The organism is Pseudomonas sp. Cab53 (genome assembly GCF_018325965.1).
Classification (GTDB): Bacteria; Pseudomonadota; Gammaproteobacteria; order Pseudomonadales; family Pseudomonadaceae; genus Aquipseudomonas; species Aquipseudomonas chlororaphis_E.
The window spans coordinates 636,450-656,396 of record NZ_AP021902.1 but is presented as its reverse complement, the minus strand read 5'-3'; the positions used below and the strand labels follow the sequence as shown (position 1 = coordinate 656,396).

The 19,947-nt window shown below is 63.4% G+C and carries 14 protein-coding genes and 1 pseudogene; 5 read left to right on the top strand and 10 right to left on the bottom strand.

What is annotated here, in order from left to right; translation table 11 throughout:
- Positions 1-58 precede the first annotated feature (58 nt).
- Entirely contained in the window at positions 59-1,549 is a 1,491-nt protein-coding gene (locus KI241_RS02780) for an aldehyde dehydrogenase family protein (protein WP_280529454.1), read from the bottom strand.
- Between the two features lie 166 nt (positions 1,550-1,715).
- Between KI241_RS02780 and gcvA the strand changes: the two genes are divergently transcribed.
- The 3 genes from gcvA to nadE all read left to right on the top strand — a co-directional run bounded on the left by gcvA (position 1,716) and on the right by nadE (position 4,816).
- A complete protein-coding gene (gene gcvA, locus KI241_RS02775; RefSeq protein WP_042732627.1) occupies positions 1,716-2,624 on the top strand; it encodes a LysR family transcriptional regulator in 909 nt (302 codons plus the stop codon).
- Positions 2,625-2,757: 133 nt separating this feature from the next.
- Positions 2,758-3,984, top strand: coding sequence for a nicotinate phosphoribosyltransferase (gene pncB, locus KI241_RS02770; protein ID WP_042731285.1), 1,227 nt, complete (start codon positions 2,758-2,760; stop codon positions 3,982-3,984).
- 4 nt (positions 3,985-3,988) lie between these two features.
- Positions 3,989-4,816 carry an ammonia-dependent NAD(+) synthetase gene (nadE, locus tag KI241_RS02765; protein ID WP_042731286.1) on the top strand — a complete coding sequence of 276 codons (828 nt, stop codon included), beginning with the start codon at positions 3,989-3,991 and terminating at the stop codon, positions 4,814-4,816.
- A 230-nt stretch (positions 4,817-5,046) separates the two neighbouring features.
- Here the strand turns inward: nadE and azu are convergent, their stop codons facing one another.
- Complete coding sequence (gene azu / locus KI241_RS02760; RefSeq protein WP_042731287.1) at positions 5,047-5,493, bottom strand: azurin; 447 nt, start codon at positions 5,491-5,493, stop codon at positions 5,047-5,049.
- A gap of 350 nt (positions 5,494-5,843) precedes the next feature.
- Here azu and KI241_RS02755 point away from each other — a divergent pair, with 350 nt between their 5' ends.
- Together KI241_RS02755 and KI241_RS02750 are read left to right on the top strand one after the other, a co-directional pair.
- Complete coding sequence (locus tag KI241_RS02755) at positions 5,844-6,431, top strand: TIGR00730 family Rossman fold protein (RefSeq protein WP_042731288.1); 588 nt, start codon at positions 5,844-5,846, stop codon at positions 6,429-6,431.
- Positions 6,432-6,498: 67 nt separating this feature from the next.
- Positions 6,499-6,681 (top strand): hypothetical protein, encoded by a 183-nt coding sequence (locus KI241_RS02750; RefSeq protein WP_042731289.1) that lies wholly within the window; start codon positions 6,499-6,501, stop codon positions 6,679-6,681.
- 53 nt (positions 6,682-6,734) lie between these two features.
- Here the strand turns inward: KI241_RS02750 and KI241_RS02745 are convergent, their stop codons facing one another.
- From KI241_RS02745 to dnaB, 8 genes and pseudogenes are all read right to left on the bottom strand, one after another.
- Positions 6,735-7,112, bottom strand: coding sequence for an NUDIX domain-containing protein (locus tag KI241_RS02745; RefSeq protein ID WP_042731290.1), 378 nt, complete (start codon positions 7,110-7,112; stop codon positions 6,735-6,737).
- 130 nt (positions 7,113-7,242) lie between these two features.
- A complete protein-coding gene (locus KI241_RS02740; RefSeq protein ID WP_042731291.1) occupies positions 7,243-8,136 on the bottom strand; it encodes a transglutaminase family protein in 894 nt (297 codons plus the stop codon).
- Complete coding sequence (locus tag KI241_RS02735; RefSeq protein ID WP_042731292.1) at positions 8,136-10,622, bottom strand: circularly permuted type 2 ATP-grasp protein; 2,487 nt, start codon at positions 10,620-10,622, stop codon at positions 8,136-8,138. The genes KI241_RS02740 and KI241_RS02735 overlap by 1 nt, the downstream gene beginning before the upstream one ends.
- Positions 10,623-10,847: 225 nt before the next feature.
- Positions 10,848-14,141, bottom strand: coding sequence for a transglutaminase family protein (locus KI241_RS02730; RefSeq protein WP_212803327.1), 3,294 nt, complete (start codon positions 14,139-14,141; stop codon positions 10,848-10,850).
- Between the two features lie 167 nt (positions 14,142-14,308).
- Complete coding sequence (locus KI241_RS02725; RefSeq protein WP_047736050.1) at positions 14,309-14,770, bottom strand: hypothetical protein; 462 nt, start codon at positions 14,768-14,770, stop codon at positions 14,309-14,311.
- Positions 14,767-15,695: pseudogene (locus KI241_RS02720) on the bottom strand (NAD synthetase). Before KI241_RS02720 ends, KI241_RS02725 begins: the two are co-directional and overlap by 4 nt.
- Positions 15,696-15,897: 202 nt before the next feature.
- Positions 15,898-18,198, bottom strand: a complete 2,301-nt coding sequence (locus KI241_RS02715; RefSeq protein WP_047736052.1) for a YgiQ family radical SAM protein — start codon at positions 18,196-18,198, stop codon at positions 15,898-15,900.
- Positions 18,199-18,430: 232 nt separating this feature from the next.
- Positions 18,431-19,828: a replicative DNA helicase gene (dnaB, locus tag KI241_RS02710; protein ID WP_042729524.1), complete on the bottom strand. Its 1,398-nt coding sequence runs from the start codon at positions 19,826-19,828 to the stop codon at positions 18,431-18,433.
- Positions 19,829-19,947 lie beyond the last annotated feature (119 nt).

The following is a 19,947-nucleotide window of genomic DNA, read 5'->3' as shown; positions in this document are numbered from 1 at the left end:
CGAGCAAGCTCGCTCCCACAAAGGATCTCCACGAATTGAAAATCCGCCCCTAACAACCTCAGTCGAAGGTAATCCCTTGGGCCAACGGCAGCGCCAGCGAGTAGTTCACGGTATTAGTCTGGCGGCGCATGTAGCCGCGCCAGGCGTCGGAACCGGATTCGCGACCGCCGCCGGTTTCTTTCTCGCCACCGAAGGCGCCGCCGATTTCCGCGCCACTCGGGCCGATGTTGACGTTGGCGATGCCACAGTCGCTGCCCACCGCCGACATGAACTGTTCGGCTTCACGCACGTCAGTGGTGAAGATGCAGGACGACAGGCCCTGGGGCACGGCGTTGTTCAGGTGCAGGGCCTCGGCGAAGTCCTTGTAGCCGACCACGTACAGGATCGGCGCGAAGGTTTCGTGGCGCACGACGTCGCTCTGCTCCGGCATCTCGACGATGGCGGGCGACACGTAATAGGCATTCGGAAACTGGTCTTCGAGCTGGCGCTTGCCGCCGAACACCCGCCCGCCTTCGCTCAGGGCCTGCTCCAGCGCATCCTGCATGTTGTCGAAGCTGTGCTGGTCGATCAGCGGCCCGACCAGGTTGCCTTCCAGCGGATGGCCGATGCGCACTTTCGAATAGGCGGCCTTGAGGCGGGTGACGACTTCATCCTTCACCGACTCGTGGGCGATCAACCGGCGCAACGTGGTGCAACGCTGGCCGGCGGTGCCGACGGCGCTGAACAGGATCGCGCGCACGGCCATGTCCAGGTCGGCGCTCGGCGCGAGGATCATGGCGTTGTTGCCGCCCAGTTCGAGGATGCTGCGGGCAAAGCGCGCGGCGACTTTCGGCGCGACTTCGCGGCCCATGCGGGTGCTGCCGGTGGCACTGATCAACGCCACGCGTGGATCGTCCACCAACGCTTCACCGGCGTCGCGGCCGCCGATGATCACCTGGCTCAGGTACGGCGGCGCATCGCTGAAGTTCTTCAGCACGCGCTCGAACAGCGCCTGGCAGGCCAGGGCGGTGAGCGGGGTCTTTTCCGAAGGTTTCCAGATCACCGCGTTACCGCACACCAGGGCCAGGGTGGTGTTCCAGGCCCAGACCGCCACCGGGAAGTTGAACGCGCTGATGACCCCGACCACGCCCAGCGGGTGCCAGGATTCACGCATGTGGTGGCCCGGGCGCTCGGAGGCGATGGTCAGGCCGTACAACTGGCGGGACAGGCCGACGGCGAAGTCGCAGATGTCGATCATCTCTTGCACTTCACCCAGGCCTTCCTGGGTGATCTTGCCGGCTTCCCACGACACCAGTTCGCCAAGGTCGGCCTTGTACTGGCGCAACAGGTCGCCGAATTGACGCACCAGTTCGCCACGGCGCGGCGCCGGCACCTGGCGCCACAGGTCAAAGGCATGCTCGGCACGGCTGACCTGCTGCTCGACTTCAGCGGCACCTTCCCAGTTCACGGCGCCGATGCGGCTGCCGTCGATAGGTGAATGCACCGGCTGGGTGCCGTTCTGGTACAGGGCCGAGTCGACACCGAGACGATCAAGCAATGCAGCAACCATGGAAAATTCCTCACGCAAAAGACAATAGGCGGCAACCGGACGAAGACGGCTGATCAGGACTGTAGTTGTAGCTGGCGCGAGACTTGGCAACAAACGACCATTAAGCGAGATATCATTCCGTTTATTCATGCTGCCCAGGCAGAGCGACCGGAAACAAGGCCTCACCATGCTCAACAAACGCTATTTGCCATCGATCACGGCGCTGCAATGCTTCGAAGCGGTGACGCGGCACTTGAGTTTCACCCGCGCCGCCGAAGAACTGCACCTGACCCAGAGCGCCGTCAGCAAGCAGGTCGCGCAACTGGAAGAACTGTTGCAACACTTGCTGTTCCGGCGCGTTCGCCGCCGCCTGCAACTCACGCCGGCCGGCGAGTTGTACCTGGGTGAAGTGCGAAAAATCCTCACGCAGGTGGAGATGTCCACCCATTACCTGCGTTCCTACGGCGGCGACACTGAAGTCCTGCGGGTTTCCACGCCTCCGACCTTCGGTGCTCGCTGGCTGGTCCCGCGCCTGAAGGGCTGGCGGCTGCGCCATCCGACGATTCATCTGGACCTGTGCAGCGAACAGGAAGCCGACGACCTGCTGCAAGGACGCAGCGACCTGGCCTTTTATTTCGGCCAGGGCTCACGACCCGGTTCCGAATCCCTGAAACTGTTCAGCGAAGAACTGGTACCGGTCTGCGCCCCCGGCAGCCTGCCCGAACGGCCCTTCAGCGACCCGACCCAACTGGCCGACCTGGTCCTGCTGCAGAACGCCTCCCGCCCACAGGCCTGGCACGACTGGTTCGACAGCCAGGGCTACCACACCGAACACAGCTATCACGGGCCACGCTTCGAAACCTTCTACATGTGCATCCGCGCCGCCCAGGTCGGCTGCGGTGTGGCGCTGCTGCCGCGTTTTCTGGTGGAAGAAGAACTGGCCGACGGCAAACTGGTCATCCCCTGGCAACACGCGATGCCCAGCACCAGCGCCTATTACCTGGCCTACCCCGAGCACTCGGCGGAGGTGCCCAAGGTGAAGTCGTTTGTGGAATGGATGCTTGAACAGATCGGCAACCCGGATCTGCCACATTAACTGCATCCCTCGCCACAAAGATCTGCGGGACTAAAAAACACTGGCAATACCCATCCAGGTTATGCGCCACTAACCTTTTCAACAAACCGCTGCACCCCGCTGCCCGACGCAGCGACCTGCCTGGAGACCCGCCATGAGCGAGAGTGTATTTGCCGATCGTATCGTGCAGAACCTGCTCGACACCGACTTCTACAAACTGACGATGATGCAGGCGGTGCTGCACAACTACCCCAACGTTGAAGTCGAATGGGAGTTTCGTTGCCGCAACAGCGAAGACTTGCGCCCCTACCTGGCGGAGATCCGCTTCCAGATCGAGCGCCTGGCCGAGTTGAGCCTGAGCGCCGATCAATTGGGGTTCCTGGAACGCATCAGCTTTCTCAAGCCGGACTTCCTGCGCTTCCTGGGCCTGTTTCGCTTTAACCTGCGGTACGTGCACACCGGCATCGACAACGGCGAGCTGTTCATCCGCCTGCGGGGGCCGTGGCTGCACGTGATCCTGTTCGAAGTACCGCTGCTGGCCATCGTCAGCGAAGTGCGCAACCGCTATCGCTACCGGGAAATAGTCCTGGAACAGGCGCGGGAGCAGCTGTACCGCAAGTTCGACTGGCTGACCGCCAATGCCAGCGCCGACGAGTTGTCCGAACTGCAGGTCGCGGACTTCGGCACCCGGCGACGCTTTTCCTACCGCGTCCAGGAAGAAGTGGTGAACGTGCTCAAGCATGATTTCCCCGGACGTTTCGTCGGCACCAGCAACGTGCACCTGTCCCGGGAGCTGGACATGAAACCCTTGGGTACCATGGCCCACGAATGGATCATGGCGCACCAGCAACTGGGCCCGCGGCTGATCGACAGCCAGATCGCCGCCCTCGACTGCTGGGTGCGCGAGTACCGGGGCCTGCTGGGGATCGCGCTGACCGATTGCATCACCATGGACGCATTCCTGGCGGATTTCGACCTGTTCTTCGCCAAGCTGTTCGACGGCCTGCGCCATGACTCCGGCGACCCGGTGATCTGGGCCGAAAAGGCCATCGCCCACTACCACAAGCTGGGCATCGACCCGATGAGCAAGACCCTGGTGTTCTCCGACAGCCTGAACCTGCCCAAATGCCTGGAGATTTTCCGCGCATTGCGTGGTCGCATTAATGTCAGCTTCGGTATTGGCACCAACCTGACCTGCGACATTGCAGGTGTAGAGCCAATGAGCATCGTACTTAAAATGATCAGTTGTGACGGGCAACCCGTGGCCAAGATTTCCGACGAGCCCGGCAAGACCCACTGCAAGGACCCCAATTTCGTCGCCTACATGCGACATGTTTTCCAAGTACCTGCCGACCTTATCGACCCCTCTAGCAAGGAGTGAATTCATGCAAGCCGTACAGCGTGAGATTGCTGAACAACTCAACGTCCAGCCACCGTTCGCCGATGACGCGGCCCTCAAGGCTGAAATCGCACGGCGGGTGGGCTTCATCCAGGATTGCCTGGTCAATTCCGGGCTCAAGTCCCTCGTGCTGGGCATCAGCGGCGGAGTCGATTCGCTGACCGCCGGATTGCTGGCCCAACGGGCGGTGCGTGAACTGCGGGAGAAAACCGGCAACCCGGCCTACAAGTTCATCGCCGTGCGCCTGCCCTACGAAACCCAGTTCGACGAGCACGAAGCACAAGCCTGCGTGGACTTCATCGAACCGGACGAACGCCACACCGTCAACATCGGCCCGGCGGTCAAGGCGCTGGCCAAAGAGGTGCTGGCCTTCGAAGGCAAGGCACCGGGCTCGCGGGATTTCGTGCTGGGCAATACCAAGGCGCGGATGCGCATGGTGGCGCAGTACACCATCGCCGGTGCCGAACATGGCCTGGTGATCGGCACCGACCACGCGGCCGAAGCCGTGATGGGGTTCTTCACCAAGTTCGGTGACGGCGCCTGCGACCTGGCCCCGCTGAGCGGCCTGGTGAAAAACCAGGTCCGGGCCATCGCCCGTGACTTCGGCGCGCCGGAATCGCTGGTGGAGAAAGTCCCCACGGCCGACCTCGAGGACCTCTCCCCCGGCAAACCCGACGAAGCCGCCCACGGCGTGACTTACGGCGAGATCGACGCCTTCCTGCATGGCAAGACCATCCGCGAAGACGCCGCCCGGATCATCTGCGAAACCTACCGCAAGACCGAGCACAAACGGGTTCTGCCGTACGCGCCATGATCGCGTGAAAGCGAGCCTGCTCGTGACAGCGGGCGGTCAGCCAACCACCCGGTGATGGCGCCGCCGTCTTCGCGAGCGAGCTCGCTCCCACATGGAAGCTGCGGCGTGCACAGCATTTGTGTTCACTGCCAATCCCTTGTGGGAGCGGGCTTGCCCGCGAAGGCGGTGTATCTGTGGCATCTATGTTGAATGTCCGGCCGCCTTCGCGAGCAAGCCCGCTCCCACAGAAATTATTTCAGGGTAACAGTACCTTTCATCATCGAAATGTGGCCCGGGAACGAGCAGAAGAAACCATATTTTTCAGCCGCATCGAGCTTCGACACGTCGAAGGTCACCGAGTCTGTTTCACCGGCACCGATCACTTTGGTATGGGCAATGACGCGGGCGTCACCGTCTTTCAGGTAGTTCTTGTCGATGCCAGCCCCCAGGCCATCGGTCGCGATCGGCTGCATGTCGGCTTCCTTGCTCAGGACCCAGTTATGGCCCATGACGTTTTTCGGCAGGCTGCCCGAATGGGTCAGTTCAACGGTGAATGTCTTGCAGCTCTTGTCGATTTCGATGGCCTTGTTGCTGAAGGACATCTGGTCGGTGGAATCGATCGTGGTCTTGCACTCCGCTGCCATCAGTTGGCTGCTGGCCAGCGTCAACAGGGATACCGCAACAAGTTTGGCAAACATCGTGAATCTCCAAGGCATGGTTAGAAAATTCCTTCAAAGGGGAAGACTGCCTTAATTTCAGACAAGTTCCTATGACCTGAATCAAACATTGTATACAACTTAAGGCTATCAGCCTGATGGACACAATCAACCAGCCAGATGCACGAGCCAGCCCTATGATCGGCTCCATCAACCTCTGGAGCGTCCACCATGAACCTCAACAGCCTGTTGTGCAGCTTGCTCGCCGCCTACGCCTGCGGCGCCAGTGGCACCTACGAAAAACCCCAGCGCGAAGGCTAAGACCTTAAGCGCCTTTGCACACCCGTGACGAGGCTTTACTCTGCAACGGTCATCGACCCACGGAGTAAAGCATGTCCATTGCATCTGTTTGTGTATTTTGCGGCGCCAGCACCGGCAGCCATCTCGCCTACCGTGAAGCGGCGCAGGCCCTGGGAAAGGCGTTGGCCGAGCGCAAGCTGACACTGGTCTATGGCGGCGGTGCCGTCGGCCTGATGGGCATCGTTGCCGACGCGGCCCTGGCGGCCGGCGGTGAAGTCATTGGCATCATTCCCCAAAGCCTGAAGGACAAGGAGATCGGCCACGCCGGCCTGACCCGCCTGGAGGTGGTGGACGGCATGCATGCCCGCAAGGCGCGCATGGCCGAACTCAGCGATGCCTTCATCGCCCTGCCCGGCGGCCTCGGCACGCTGGAAGAGTTGTTCGAGGTCTGGACCTGGGGCCAGCTCGGCTATCACGGCAAACCGCTGGGCCTGCTGGAAGTGAACGGGTTCTACAGCAAACTGACCGGTTTCCTCGACCACATCGTCGGCGAAGGCTTCGTCCGGGCGCCGCATCGTGACATGCTGCAAGTGAGCGAATCGGCCCATGACCTGCTCGACGCGCTGGACGAATGGCAACCCTCGGTGCAGCCGAAGTGGGCCGAACAAAAACCCCGCTAACGGCTCGGCCCCGATACAGGGCAGAATACGCGCCGCTCTACCTCCCTTCGACCCCAGAGGAACGCCCATGGCCAAACCCAATTATTCCTTCGCCAAACGTCAGAGAGACCTGGCCAAGGAGCAGAAGAAAGAGGAAAAGCTGCAGCGCAAGAAAGCCTCGGCTGAAGAAGCGGCACTGAGCCACGACGCCGAAAGCGACATGACCACCGACGAAGGTGACGCACCGAAAGACCCGGCGTCTGACGCCTGATCCCTCCTGGCCCGCCGGTCCTGTGTCCTGGGTCGGCAGCCCCGCTGCCGGCCTTACGAACCCAATGCCCGGCCAATCGACTGGCGATAGCCCTGCGGCAGGTTGGCCGGCAACCGGCTCGGCTCGAACAGACCAATCTCCTTGTGTTCATGGCTGATCGTCGGCACGAAACCACCCTGTAGCTGGCAGCGATAGGTGGCGATGAACACGTGCTTGCCGGGAATCACCTCGAACAGGTACGTGTCCAGCGGCTCGCCCACGCTCACATCGACCGCCAGCTCCTCGGCGATCTCCCGCGCCAGGCATTGCGGCGCCGTCTCGCCCAGCTCGATCCGCCCACCGGGCAATTCCCACTCGTCTCGCTCATTGAGCATCAGCACGACCAGGCCTTCGGGGGATTGCAGGACGCCTTTGATGGAAACCGGGAACATGACGCTTTCCTCGCGATTGAATACCTTGCCTGTGGGAGCGGGCTTGCTCGCGAAGGCGGTGTGCCAGCGACCTCGTCATCGACTGACAACCCGCTTGCGCGAGCAAGCCCGCTCCCACACAGTGATCGTCCTATGACTCAACCGGCATCACCGTCACCCGCACCTCGGGATCGTGGTTGCCGCCGCCCAGGATCACCCCGCGCAACGGCGACACATCGGAAAAGTCGCGGCCCCAGGCCAAGGTGATGTGCTCCAGGGCCGGCTGCACATTGTTGGTCGGATCAAAATCCACCCAGCCCAGCACCGGGCAATACACCGACACCCAGGCGTGAGACGCGTCGGCGCCGATCAGGCGGGGCTGGCCGGGTGGCGGCTGGGTCAGCAGGTAGCCACTGACGTAACGCGCCGCCAGCCCGCGTGAGCGCAGACTGGCCAGCATCAGGTGGGCAAAGTCCTGGCACACGCCCCGCCGCCGCTCCAGCACCTCCACCAACGGCGTCGCCACCTGGGTCGCTTCGGCGTCGAAGGTGAATTCCTGGAAAATCTTTTCCATCAACGCCCGGACCCCGAGCATCAACGGCCGGCCCGGCGGGAAACAGCTTGCGGAAAACTCGACGAAACTGCGCTTGAGGTGCACATAGGGCGACTCGAAGCGGTAACGGCACGCCTCCAGCACCGGGGCCGTGAGCGGCCGGCCACTGTAGCTCAGGGCCTGGCAGGTCGACTCCCAGGCCGGGGACATATTGAAATCCAGCTCAGGACGGGCCAGCACTTCGACGCTCAACCGTGCGTTGACCTGTAACTCATCGTGCGGTCGCTCGAAAGCCAGCCGGGTCAGCGGGTTGCCGAACACGTCCTGCTCATCGCGGCGGGTGGTCGGTTCCGGGCTGATCAACAACTGCTGCTCGGTACAACGTTGCCACTCACACGGCCGTGGCCACAGGTGCGCGAGCTGCTGGGCCAGGGAAACCGGACTATCGTAGTGGTAATGGGTGTCGTGGAAAATCTGGTAATGGGCGCTCATCAGACGGACACCGTGCGCTGGCTGACATCATCGACATGGGCAAAGTGACGCAAGGCCAGGCGATCGGACACCTGACCGCTGACATCGGCCACTTCCTGGAGCAGGTCGGCCAACCCGTCGAGCGCCGCGCGCAGGCTGGTTTCGCCGAACAACGGGTTTTCCAGGCAACGCAAATCGAAGCGTGAAAGGCGCGTCACCAGGTCCGGCAAGGCAACGTCACGGGGCGCGCCGAAGTCATCGTTGAGACGCTTGAGGGTGCGGGCCACCAGTTTCAACTGAAAGAGCACCGCATGGGGGTTCTGCTCGTCCAGCAACAGCAGGTCGAGCACCGGGATCAGTTGCGCCACCGCCAAATAGCGCGAGCGGTAGGTGATGCTGCTGTTACCCAACTCCAGCAACCATTCCAGCCCGGCCTGATCGAACACGGCCTCGCCCCGCAGGAATGCCGCCAGGCTGCTGCTGAGAAATTGCAGGCGCTCCAGACGCCGGCCGATCATCAGGAAGCGCCAGCCCTCGTCGCGGGTCATGTCGTCCAGGGCAAAACCGGACAACGCCGCCAGGGACATCACCAGCCGGTTGAGGAAGTCCAGCAGTTCGCCGAAATCCGGCTCGGCGGTGTCCAGTTCCATGGCCTCGCGCTGCAGCTCAACCAGCGCCTGCCAGTTCTCCCGCGACAACTTCCCACGCACCTGGGACGCCGCCCACTGCAAGCGCTGCAGGTTGGAGCGCAGGCTGAACGACCAGTCCTCGCCCAGCAGGGCCGCCAGCAGCCGCTCGGGCAATTGGCCCTCGTCGGGCAGCAACATCAGGCTTTCGCCCAGGGCCACCGCCGACTGCAAGGCCTGCGGATCATCGCCGTCGACGTAGCGCGCGAGCATGATCCGCAACAGCCGCGCGCTGTCGTCGCAGCGCTCGCAGTAGCGGCCGAACCAGAACAGGTTTTCCACCACCCGCGACGGCAGGTACGGGTCACGGCGAACCAGGTCGTGGACGCCTACGGTCCGCTGGGCGGCCCACTGCTCGCCGCCCGGTGCCTGCTCCGCCAGCACCCAGGTGTCCTTGCTGGCGCCACCGCGCTGCATCGACACCACCTCGGCGTCGGCCTCGGCGGCCACGCGCGTCAGGCCACCGGACAGCACCCGATAATCATCCTTCCCGGCCACCGCATACACGCGCATGCCAATGGCCCGGGGCTGGATCTGCCCGTCCTCGGCCTGCCAGACCGGAGCCTGGGACAGTTGCGCCAGCTCCTGGGCGACGTACGCGTAGGGACGCGCCTGCATGCGCGCCGCCAGTTGGCTACGCTGCTGTTCGCTCAGGTCGCGGCCGAACACCGGGTTGAAGCTCTGCGAGGGGAACGCCGGCTTGATCAGCAGTTCAGGCAACTTCTCCAAGGCCTGGGCCAGCACCGGTGGCTCACCGCACCACCAGGTGGCGATCGACGGCAGCAACAACGCTTCGCCGAACAGGTACTGGTTGATTTGCGGCAAAAAGCCCAACAACCCTGGCGACTCCAGCACGCCGCTGCCCAAGGCATTGGCCACCAGCACCCGGCCTTGGCGCACCGCCTCCAGCAACCCCGGCACGCCCAAGGCCGAATCGGTGCGCAGTTCCAGCGGGTCACAGAAATCATCGTCGAGCCGACGCATGATGGCGTGGACCCGGCGCAGGCCGCTGAGGGTCTTGAGGTAGACCGTGGCGTCCCGGACGGTCAGGTCGCTGCCTTCCACCAGCGGATAACCCAGCTGGCGCGCCAGGTACAGGTGTTCGAAATAGCTTTCGTTGAACCGCCCCGGCGTCAGCAGCACCACCAACGGCGCCTCGCCATCGCTGGGCGCCTGGCGTGCCAGGGTTTCCTGCAGGGTCCGGAAGAAGCCGGACAGGTGCCGCACCTTGAGGTCACGGTACAACTCAGGAAACGCGCGGGAAACGATCATGCGGTTTTCCAGCGCATACCCGGCCCCCGACGGCGCCTGGGTCCGATCCGCTGTGACCCACCAGCGGCCATCGGGTGTGCGCGCCAGGTCTACCGCGTACAGGTGCAGGAAGTTGGCGCCCGGCTGGGCAATGCCCTGGCAGGGCCAGAGGAAATTGTTGTGCCCGAACACCAGTTCCGCCGGCAACAGGCCCTCGCTGATCAGCCGCTGTGGCCCGTACAGATCCGCCAGCACGGCGTTGAGCAGGCGGCCGCGCTGGGCGATGCCGGCCGACAGGTGCTTCCACTCCTGGGCATCGATGACGTGCGGCAGCAGGTCCAGTTCCCACGGCCGATCCGCACCCTTGGGGTCCGCGTAGACGTTGTAGGTCACGCCGTTTTCCTGGATCTGCCGCGCCAGCAGGGCCTGGCGCTGGATCAACTGGGCCGGCGTGCTGCGTTGCAATTGGTCGAGCAGCCGTCGCCAGTGCGGGCGCACCGCACCGCTGTCGTCCAGCAATTCGTGATAGGTGCCCGTCGTCAGCGGGTAACGGTCAAGCAGGTCAGGCATGGAAAGCTCGGCAGACGGCAATGAAGGATCAGACTAGCGCAAGCAGATGACGCGCGGATAGATGTGTGTTGCCTTGGGCCTGGCAACCTATTTCAGCCTTGAACCATCGTGGCGAGGGAGCTTGCTCCCGCTTGACCGGGCTGGCGCACCCGTGCGAAGCGCTCACAAAAAAGGGGCTGCTTCGCAGCCAGCGGGAGCAAGCTCCCTCGCCACAGGAGATGTGCGTTACATTTTCGGGGCCCCATGGAAACGCCGCAGATCAAGCGTGAGCGGAAATTCATCATCCACGGCCAGGCTCGGTATCGGAATTTTCCCGGGCGTGTGCCCGAGCCGGAAAAAGCGCGCCATCCGCCGGCTCTCAGCTTCGTTGGCATTGACCGGTAGGCTCTCGTAGTTGCGCCCGCCAGGATGCGCCACGTGATACTGGCAGCCGCCCAGGGAACGCTGCGTCCAGGTGTCGAGCACATCGAAGACCAGCGGCGCCTGCACCGGAATGGTCGGTTGCAGGCAGTTGGCCGGTTGCCAGGCGCGAAAACGCACCCCGGCGACGAACTCGCCGACCCGACCGGTGGGGTGCAGCGGCACCGGCACGCCGTTGCAGGTCAACACATAACGTTGCGGTGCCAGGCCATTGAGCTTGACCTGCAAGCGCTCCAGGGAGGAATCCACATAACGCACAGTGCCGCCCGCCGCGCCCTCCTCCCCGAGCACATGCCAGGGTTCGAGGGCCTGGCGCAACTGCAACTCGATGCCATTGACCGCGTAATCGCCAACCTTGGGGAAACGGAACTCCAGGTGAGCGGCGAACCACTCGGCGCGCAACGGGTAGCCGGCAGCGTTCAGCTCATTGATGACGTCGGCAAAATCCTGCTCGATGAAGTGCGGCAACAGGAATCGGTCATGCAGTTCGGTGCCCCAGCGCGCCAATTTCGCCGGCGCATAGGGCTCGCGCCAGAACCGCGCCACCAATGCCCGCAGCAACAGTTGCTGGACCAGGCTCATGCGGGCGTGAGGCGGCATCTCGAAAGCGCGCAGTTCCAGCAGGCCGAGACGGCCGGTGGCACCGTCCGGGGAATAGAGCTTGTCGATGCAGAATTCGGCGCGGTGGGTATTGCCAGTCACGTCGACCAACAGGTTGCGCAACAACCGGTCAACCAGCCAGGGCGGGCATTCCTCCCCCGGCTGGGGCATCTGCGCAAAAGCGATTTCCAACTCGTACAACGCGTCGTTGCGCGCCTCGTCCACCCGCGGCGCCTGGGACGTCGGGCCGATGAACAATCCGGAAAACAAGTAGGACAACGACGGGTGGTTATGCCAGTAGCTGATCAGGCTGCGCAGCAGATCAGGACGCCGTAGGAAAGGTGAGTCAGCCGGTGTCGCACCGCCCAGTACGAAATGGTTACCGCCACCAGTGCCGGTGTGCCGGCCGTCGATCATGAATTTCTCGGTGGTCAGGCGGGTCTGTCGCGCTTGCTCATAGAGGAACTCGGTGCGCTCGACCAACTCGTCCCAGGTGGCCGAGGGTTGCACGTTGACCTCGATCACGCCCGGGTCGGGGGTGATGCGCAAATTGCCCAGGCGCGGGTCGCTCGGCGGCTCATAGCCTTCCAGCAGCACCGGGCAGTGCAGTGCCTGCGCCGTCGCCTCGATGGCGCTGACCAGCTCCAGGTAATCCTCGGCCCGCTCCAGCGGTGGCATGAACAGGTACAGCCGGCCGTCGCGGGCCTCGGCACAGAGGGCGGTACGGGTCAGCCAATCGGCCGAGACATCGACCGGCGGCGCACGATCCGGTTCGACGGCCGCTTTGCCGTGCAGCGCCAACCGTTCGGTGTCGGGCAACTCAGGAAAATCCTGGTTCGGATCGGTGGGGTGGATGAACGGGAACTCGGCCGCCGTGACCCAGGGCTGCGACGCCAACGGCAAGCGATAGCCCAGGGGCGAATCCCCCGGCACCAGCCGGCAGTGCTCATCCCGCAGGTACCAGCGGCCGCTTTGCCATTGATCGCCCTTGGCGGTACGGGCCAACGGCAGAACCTGACCGATCACCTTGTCCAGGCCCTGGCTGAAGACCTTGCGCAGCCGCGCGCGCTCCAAAGGGTCTTCCAGGCGTGGGTCCTGGGCCGTGACATTCGAAGGCAGCGCGCCTTCGCGCCACAGGTAATAAAAATTGTCTTCGTAGGCTGGGAACACGAATCGCGCGGGAATGTTCAGGCGCTCGGCGACGCGGGTCAGGAAGTGCCCCGCCAGCTCGCCGTCAGCCTGGTAGTCCTGCTGCTCGTCGGCGATCAGTGCGCTGTTGTGCCAGATCGGCACACCGTCACGGCGCCAATAGCAATTGAGCGACCAGCGCGGCAGTTGTTCGCCGGGGTACCACTTGCCCTGGCCGAAATGCACCAGGCCCTTGGGGGCATAGTGGTCGCGCATCCGAGCGAACAGCTCGGCAGACAGCCTGCGCTTGTCCGGCCCGAGCGCCGCGGTGTTCCACTCGGCGCCATCCGGGTCGTCGATGGACACGAACGTTGGCTCGCCGCCCATGGTCAGGCGCACATCGCCCTCCAGCAGATCCACGTCAATCTGCCGGCCCAGGGCCTGGATCGCCAGCCATTGCGCGTCGGTGTACGGCTTGGTCACCCGCGGCGCTTCCCAGACGCGCTCGACCGACATGGTGTGGCTGAACGCGCACTCGCACGGTTCCACCAGGCCACTGATCGGTGCCGCCGAGGACGGATCGGGGCTGCACGCCAGCGGGATATGCCCTTCGCCAGCGAACAACCCCGACGTCGCATCCAGGCCGATCCAGCCCGCGCCCGGCAGGTAGACCTCGCACCAGGCATGCAGGTCGGTGAAGTCCACCTCGGTCCCGGACGGGCCGTCGAGGCTCTTCACATCGGCCGTCAACTGGATCAGGTAACCGGACACGAACCGCGCCGCCAGGCCGAGGTTGCGCAACAGTTGCACCAGCAACCAGGCCGAGTCGCGGCAAGAACCGGAGGCCTGCTCCAGGGTGTGCTCCGGAGTCTGGACGCCGGGCTCCATGCGGATCAGGTAGTTGATGTCTTCGCTCAGGCGCTGGTTGAGCGCCACCAGGAAATCCACCGCCGGCAGCGGCGTGCGGTCGATACCCTCCAGGTAAGCCTGCAACCGCGGCGTCAGCGGCAGGGTTTCCAGGTACGGGGCCAGCTCCTTGCGCTCATCGGCGGCGTAGCTGAAGGGGATCTTCTCGGCATAAGGCTCGAGGAAAAAGTCGAAGGGGTTGAACACCGCCATTTCCGCCAGCAGGTCGACTTCGATCCGCAGTTCCTCGGTTTTCTCGGGAAACACCAGTCGCGCCAGGTAATTGCCCTGGGGGTCCTGCTGCCAGTTGATGAAGTGCTGGTCGGGCGAGACCTTCAGCGCATAGGAAAGAATCCGCGTACGGCTATGGGGCGCCGGGCGCAGGCGAACGATCTGCGGCCCGAGCTCGACGGCGCGGTCGTAGCGGTAATGCGTGACGTGGTGCAAAGCAACATGGATCGACACGGCGTGTCTCCTGCGAGCCTGGGCGTTATCGAAAGCGGCGCAAGACTTATGCCATGCAGGCAGGCCGGACACTTTCTTCGTCTACTCAAGGCAGTAGAGCACTAAAACCGAACGTTGCCCGCTTTCTCGCGCAAAGGGCCGCACATAAATGTGGCGAGGACGTGGGCTCAGCGGCGGGAGCGCGGGCCCTTGGCGGCCTGGATGATCAACTCGCGCTGGCGGCGAATCTCCACCAGCTTGCGGCGCATTTCCCGGTGGCGCTGGCTGTTGAGCAACAACAACCCCAGTAGAGGCAGTAGCACGGCGAACAGGTAGACGCCTTGGTGCGGCCGGTAGGCAAACATCGGCAGCACGGCGGCCAGGCACGCCAGGAAATACCCCGCGACCCCCCAGACGGCCCAGGCCCGCCCACGTACGATCAGGAGATTGGCCCCCACCAGGACGAGCACCAGGGCCAATGTCCCGAACCCGACATAGTCAGCCCTGGTGGAGGGTTCCAAGGCCCGCCAGTAGGTCGTCCCGGCCAGCGAGAGCAGCATCGACCCGCAAAAGCAGCCCAGCAAAAGGGTGCCCATGAACACCGGGAAGTACCGGGCCAGGAAGCCCTTCAGCGATCCGCCGCCGATCATTCGGTGAACTCCTCGTACAGGCCGACAGCCACGGTTTTCACATGGCCGTCGCTGGTGTAACTCCCGATGACACCCAAGGCCCCCCCAAGGCGTCCTTGATCTGGGTCAGCGTCGCGTGTCTGATTTCGGCGGACGAATAGCGTTTGGGCAGGGCTCCGGCCCGCTGCTGTAACTTGAGCAGCTTGGCGGTCAGGCTCGGGTCCTTGAGCGTCAGCAACTCCTTGGTCAATTTGCTGCGTTCCTGCCGGCTCAACCCCTTGAGCAACTGGTACCAGCTCTTTCCGGTAGCGGCTGCCTTGTTGGCCTTGAGCAGGCGAACCGTGGTCAGGGCCGAGCCACCCACGCCCACCAGGGACACCGCATCCAGGATCGGCGAGACGATGTTGTACCAGTCGGCGTCGTTCATCTCATCATTGCCGGTGGGGTTGTTCAGTTCGTTGGCGACCCGCGCGCCGCCAATCACACATTGAGCGGTACTCGCCGTCGCGGCAGCTACGCCCAGAGCCACCACCCAGGCACTGGCTCCAGCGGTAAAGGGCACGGCGACGCTGCCACTGAACACCACCACCCAACCGATGACGGCGGCGACGCAGGACAAGCCGGCATTGGTCGCCTCCACCCCGAGCTTCGACTCCCGCGGGCTGCTTTTCACCTGGTCGATGAACTGCTGCGGGGCGATGTACTTCTTGGCCTCGCGCAAAATCACGCGCTTGGGCGCGATGCTGCAGATCGGCTTGAACTCGCGCAGGGTCACCACGTTGTACTCAGAGTCGATATACACCACCCCTGCGCCGGCGATATTGGGGTCCGCATCGATGGCCGCGAACAGGCGCGGCAGGTTGATCTGGGCTTCGATGCGTTGGCGGGCCATGTACTGGGAGAACGTGAAGTCCATGCCAATGGCGGGGGTTGAGGGGCTGCTCATGGGAATCGTCCTTGAGGATCGGAGGGGGAGCGCCTTATCGACACAGCCTCTGTGCAAGATCGGCACAGACCTTGTGGCGCGGCGCATCACCCGGCTTCATGGCCCGGAACAGGGGCGGCGGCCACGATAGCAAATGGGCAGCACAGCCGCTAGAAAGCAAAACGCCAGCACTTAGGCTGGCGTTTGCGGTGCAACGTGGCGATCAGCGTGGCACGACCGGCTTGCGTGCCGGCTTCGGCCCCTTGCCCTTGGCCGCGTCCTTGCGCTCCTTGGCGGCCTGCTGGTTGCGGGCGAACGCGGCGGCCTTGGCTTGCTCGCGCTTGTCCCACGAGTTGCCGCCGTCGCTGGCGCGCGGTGGCAGGCCGGTGTGCTGGGTCAGGATCCGGGTGGTGTCCTTGCCCACCTTGTGGCTGCCGGCCGGCGTCGAGTTCTTGCGACGGGCGCTCTGGTAGCTGTCGGTGGCCGGCTGGTGCAGCGGGATCAACTGATGCTTGCCCGGCCCGATCAGGTCCGCCCGACCCATGCGCGTCAGCGCTTCGCGCAGCATCGGCCAGCCCTTGGGGTCGTGGTAGCGCAGGAACGCCTTGTGCAAACGGCGCTGCTCTTCGCTCTTGACGATGGTCACCCCGTCACTCTTGTAGGTGACCTTGCGCAGCGGGTTCTTGCCCGAGTGATACATGGCCGTGGCGGTGGCCATCGGCGACGGGTAGAACGCCTGCACCTGGTCGGCCCGGAAGCCGTTGCCCTTGAGCCACAGCGCCAGGTTCATCATGTCTTCGTCGGTGGTGCCCGGGTGGGCGGCGATGAAGTACGGAATCAGGTACTGCTCTTTCCCGGCTTCCTTGGTGTACTTCTCGAACATCCGCTTGAACCGGTCATAGGTGCCGATGCCCGGCTTCATCATCTGGTTGAGCGGCCCTTCCTCGGTGTGCTCCGGGGCGATCTTCAGGTAACCGCCGACGTGGTGGGTCACCAGCTCCTTGACGTACTCCGGCGACTCGACCGCCAGGTCGTAGCGCAGGCCGGAAGCGATCAGGATCTTCTTCACCCCAGGCAATGCCCGCGCGCTACGGTACAGCTGGATCAGCGAGGAATGGTCGGTGTTCAGGTTCGGGCAGATGCCGGGGAACACGCAGGACGGCTTGCGGCAGGCGGATTCGATCTCCGGGCTCTTGCAGGCAATGCGGTACATGTTCGCGGTCGGCCCGCCGAGGTCGGAGATCACCCCGGTAAAGCCCGGGACCTTGTCGCGGATCTCTTCGATCTCGCGAATGATCGACTCTTCGGAACGGTTCTGGATGATCCGGCCTTCGTGCTCGGTGATCGAGCAGAACGTGCAGCCGCCGAAGCAGCCGCGCATGATGTTCACCGAGAACCGGATCATCTCGTAGGCCGGAATTTTTTCCTTGCCGTAGGCCGGGTGCGGGACACGTGCGTAGGGCATGCCGAACACGTAGTCCATTTCCTCGGTGGTCATCGGAATGGGCGGCGGGTTGAACCAGACATCGACGTCGCCGTGCTTCTGCACCAGGGCGCGGGCATTGCCCGGGTTGGTTTCCAGGTGAAGCACGCGGTTGGCGTGGGCATAGAGCACCGCGTCGTTGCGCACCTTCTCCACCGAAGGCAGGCGGATCACGGTCTTGTCGCGGGTCATCTTCGGACTGGCCAGGATCTGTACGACCTTGGCTTCGCTGGGGTCCTCAACCGGCCCCTTCTCCTGCTCGATGGCGCAGGCCGCAGTGTCCTGGGTGTTCACGTACGGGTTGATGATCTTGTCGATCTTGCCGGGACGGTCGATGCGCGTGGAATCGACTTCGTACCAGTCCTTGGGCGTGTCACGGCGAATGAACGCAGTGCCGCGCACATCGGTGATGTCTTCGATCTTGTGGCCATAGGACAGGCGCTGGGCGACCTCGACGATGGCCCGCTCGGCGTTGCCGTAGAGCAGGATGTCGGCGCTGGCGTCGATCAGGATCGAGTTGCGCACCCGGTCCTGCCAGTAATCGTAATGAGCAATGCGTCGCAGGGACGCTTCGATGCCGCCGAGCACGATGGGCACATGCTTATAGGCTTCCTTGCAGCGCTGGCTGTAGACCAGGCTCGCACGGTCCGGACGCTTGCCCGCCAGGCCGCCGGGGGTATAGGCGTCATCGGAACGGATCTTCTTGTCGGCGGTGTAGCGGTTGATCATCGAGTCCATGTTGCCGGCCGCGACGCCGAAGAACAGGTTGGGCTCGCCGAGCTTCATGAAGTCGTCTTTGGACTGCCAGTTCGGCTGGGCAATGATCCCCACGCGAAAGCCCTGGGCTTCCAGCAAACGGCCGATGATCGCCATGCCGAACGACGGGTGGTCGACGTAGGCATCACCGGTCACGATGATGATGTCGCACGAATCCCAGCCGAGCTGATCCATCTCCTCCCTGCTCATGGGCAGGAATGGCGCCGGGCCGAAACATTCGGCCCAGTACTTGGGATAGTCAAATAACGGCTTGGCTGCTTGCATGTCGATGACCGGTATAAAAGGTGAAAAATCGCGGGGGCGAAATATAGCACAAAAAATGATCAAGTCCGACGGCTATGGTCGGAAATGGTCGGGCTTATCGCAAAACCAATGTGGGAGCGGGCTTGCTCGCGAAAGCGGACGGACATTCAGCATCAATGTCTCCTGAGCCACCGCTTTCGCGAGCAAGCCCGCTCCCACAAGGAGTATTGCAGCCCTTCAAAAAAAGAAGGTCTTACTCATCATCGTCGAAGTTATAGCTACCCGGCGCCAGGTTCTCGAACCGGGTGTATTTACCGATGAACGCCAGGCGGATGAAGCCGATCGGGCCGTTCCGCTGCTTGCCGATGATGATCTCGGCGATGCCCTTGTGCTCCGTCTCGGGGTGATACACCTCGTCCCGGTACACGAACATGATGACGTCGGCGTCCTGCTCGATCGCTCCGGATTCCCGCAAGTCGGAGTTCACCGGGCGCTTGTTGGGACGCTGTTCCAGGGAGCGGTTCAACTGGGAGAGCGCCACCACCGGGCAGTTGAACTCCTTGGCCAGGGCCTTGAGGGAGCGGGAGATCTCGGAAATCTCGTTGGTCCGGTTGTCGCCGCTGGAGCCGGGAATCTGCATCAATTGCAGGTAGTCGATCATGATCAGCGCAATGTCACCGTGCTCGCGTACCAGGCGACGGGTCCGGGCGCGCATTTCCGACGGGCTGATGCCGGCGGTGTCGTCGATGAACAGCTTGCGGTCATTGAGCAGGTTGACCGCCGACGTCAGGCGCGGCCAGTCGTCATCTTCCAGTTGGCCGGAACGGACCTTGGTCTGGTCGATGCGCCCCAGGGACGACAGCATACGCATGATCAGCGATTCGCCTGGCATCTCGAGGGAATACACCAGCACCGCCTTGTCGCTGCGCAACACGGCGTTTTCCACCAGGTTCATCGCGAAGGTGGTCTTACCCATGGACGGACGGCCGGCGACGATGATCAGGTCGGACGGCTGCAAGCCGCTGGTCTTCTCGTCGAGGTCGGTGTAGCCGGTGGACAGCCCGGTGATGGCGTTGTCGGTGTTGAACAGGGTATCGATCCGGTCGATGGCCTTGGTCAGCAAGTCGTTGACGCTGACCGGACCGCCGGTCTTTGGCCGCGCCTCGGCGATCTGGAAGATCTGCCGTTCGGCTTCATCGAGGATCTCTTCGGCGGTACGCCCTTCCGGGTTGAAGGCGCTGTCGGCGATCTCGTTGCTGATGCCGATCAGTTGGCGCAGGGTCGCGCGCTGGCGGACGATCTGCGCATAGGCCTTGATGTTGGCGACAGACGGCGTGTTTTTCGCCAGTTCGCCGAGGTAACCGAGGCCGCCCACCTGGGACGTCTGCCCTTCCTTGTCCAGTTGTTCGGCCAGGGTCACGACGTCGATCGGCATGTTCTGATCGGCCAGCTTGGCGATCGCCCGGAAAATCAGGCGGTGGTCATGCCGGTAGAAATCGCCGTCGGAGACTTGATCGAGCACGCGTTCCCAGGCGTTGTTGTCCAGCATCAAGCCACCGAGCACGGCCTGTTCGGCCTCGATGGAGTGCGGCGGCACCTTCAGGGCAGCGGTTTGCAGATCGTATTGCTCGGGAGCGGTGATTTCGTTCATGGCCACTTGATTCTTTGGAAACGCAGGGGTGATGAAAATCGGACTTGCAGAAAGACAAAGGGCACGACCTGTAGACAGGATCGTGCCCGATGTTACCGGCTAGTACCCAAGGGTGCCAG

Coding starts and splice junctions, on each gene's coding strand:
- KI241_RS02780 (WP_280529454.1), bottom strand. CDS start 1,549: ATGGTTGCTGCATTGCTTGATCGTCTCGGTGTCGACTCGGCCCTGTAC.
- gcvA (WP_042732627.1), top strand. CDS start 1,716: ATGCTCAACAAACGCTATTTGCCATCGATCACGGCGCTGCAATGCTTC.
- pncB (WP_042731285.1), top strand. CDS start 2,758: ATGAGCGAGAGTGTATTTGCCGATCGTATCGTGCAGAACCTGCTCGAC.
- nadE (WP_042731286.1), top strand. CDS start 3,989: ATGCAAGCCGTACAGCGTGAGATTGCTGAACAACTCAACGTCCAGCCA.
- azu (WP_042731287.1), bottom strand. CDS start 5,493: ATGTTTGCCAAACTTGTTGCGGTATCCCTGTTGACGCTGGCCAGCAGC.
- KI241_RS02755 (WP_042731288.1), top strand. CDS start 5,844: ATGTCCATTGCATCTGTTTGTGTATTTTGCGGCGCCAGCACCGGCAGC.
- KI241_RS02750 (WP_042731289.1), top strand. CDS start 6,499: ATGGCCAAACCCAATTATTCCTTCGCCAAACGTCAGAGAGACCTGGCC.
- KI241_RS02745 (WP_042731290.1), bottom strand. CDS start 7,112: ATGTTCCCGGTTTCCATCAAAGGCGTCCTGCAATCCCCCGAAGGCCTG.
- KI241_RS02740 (WP_042731291.1), bottom strand. CDS start 8,136: ATGAGCGCCCATTACCAGATTTTCCACGACACCCATTACCACTACGAT.
- KI241_RS02735 (WP_042731292.1), bottom strand. CDS start 10,622: ATGCCTGACCTGCTTGACCGTTACCCGCTGACGACGGGCACCTATCAC.
- KI241_RS02725 (WP_047736050.1), bottom strand. CDS start 14,770: ATGATCGGCGGCGGATCGCTGAAGGGCTTCCTGGCCCGGTACTTCCCG.
- KI241_RS02715 (WP_047736052.1), bottom strand. CDS start 18,198: ATGCAAGCAGCCAAGCCGTTATTTGACTATCCCAAGTACTGGGCCGAA.
- dnaB (WP_042729524.1), bottom strand. CDS start 19,828: ATGAACGAAATCACCGCTCCCGAGCAATACGATCTGCAAACCGCTGCC.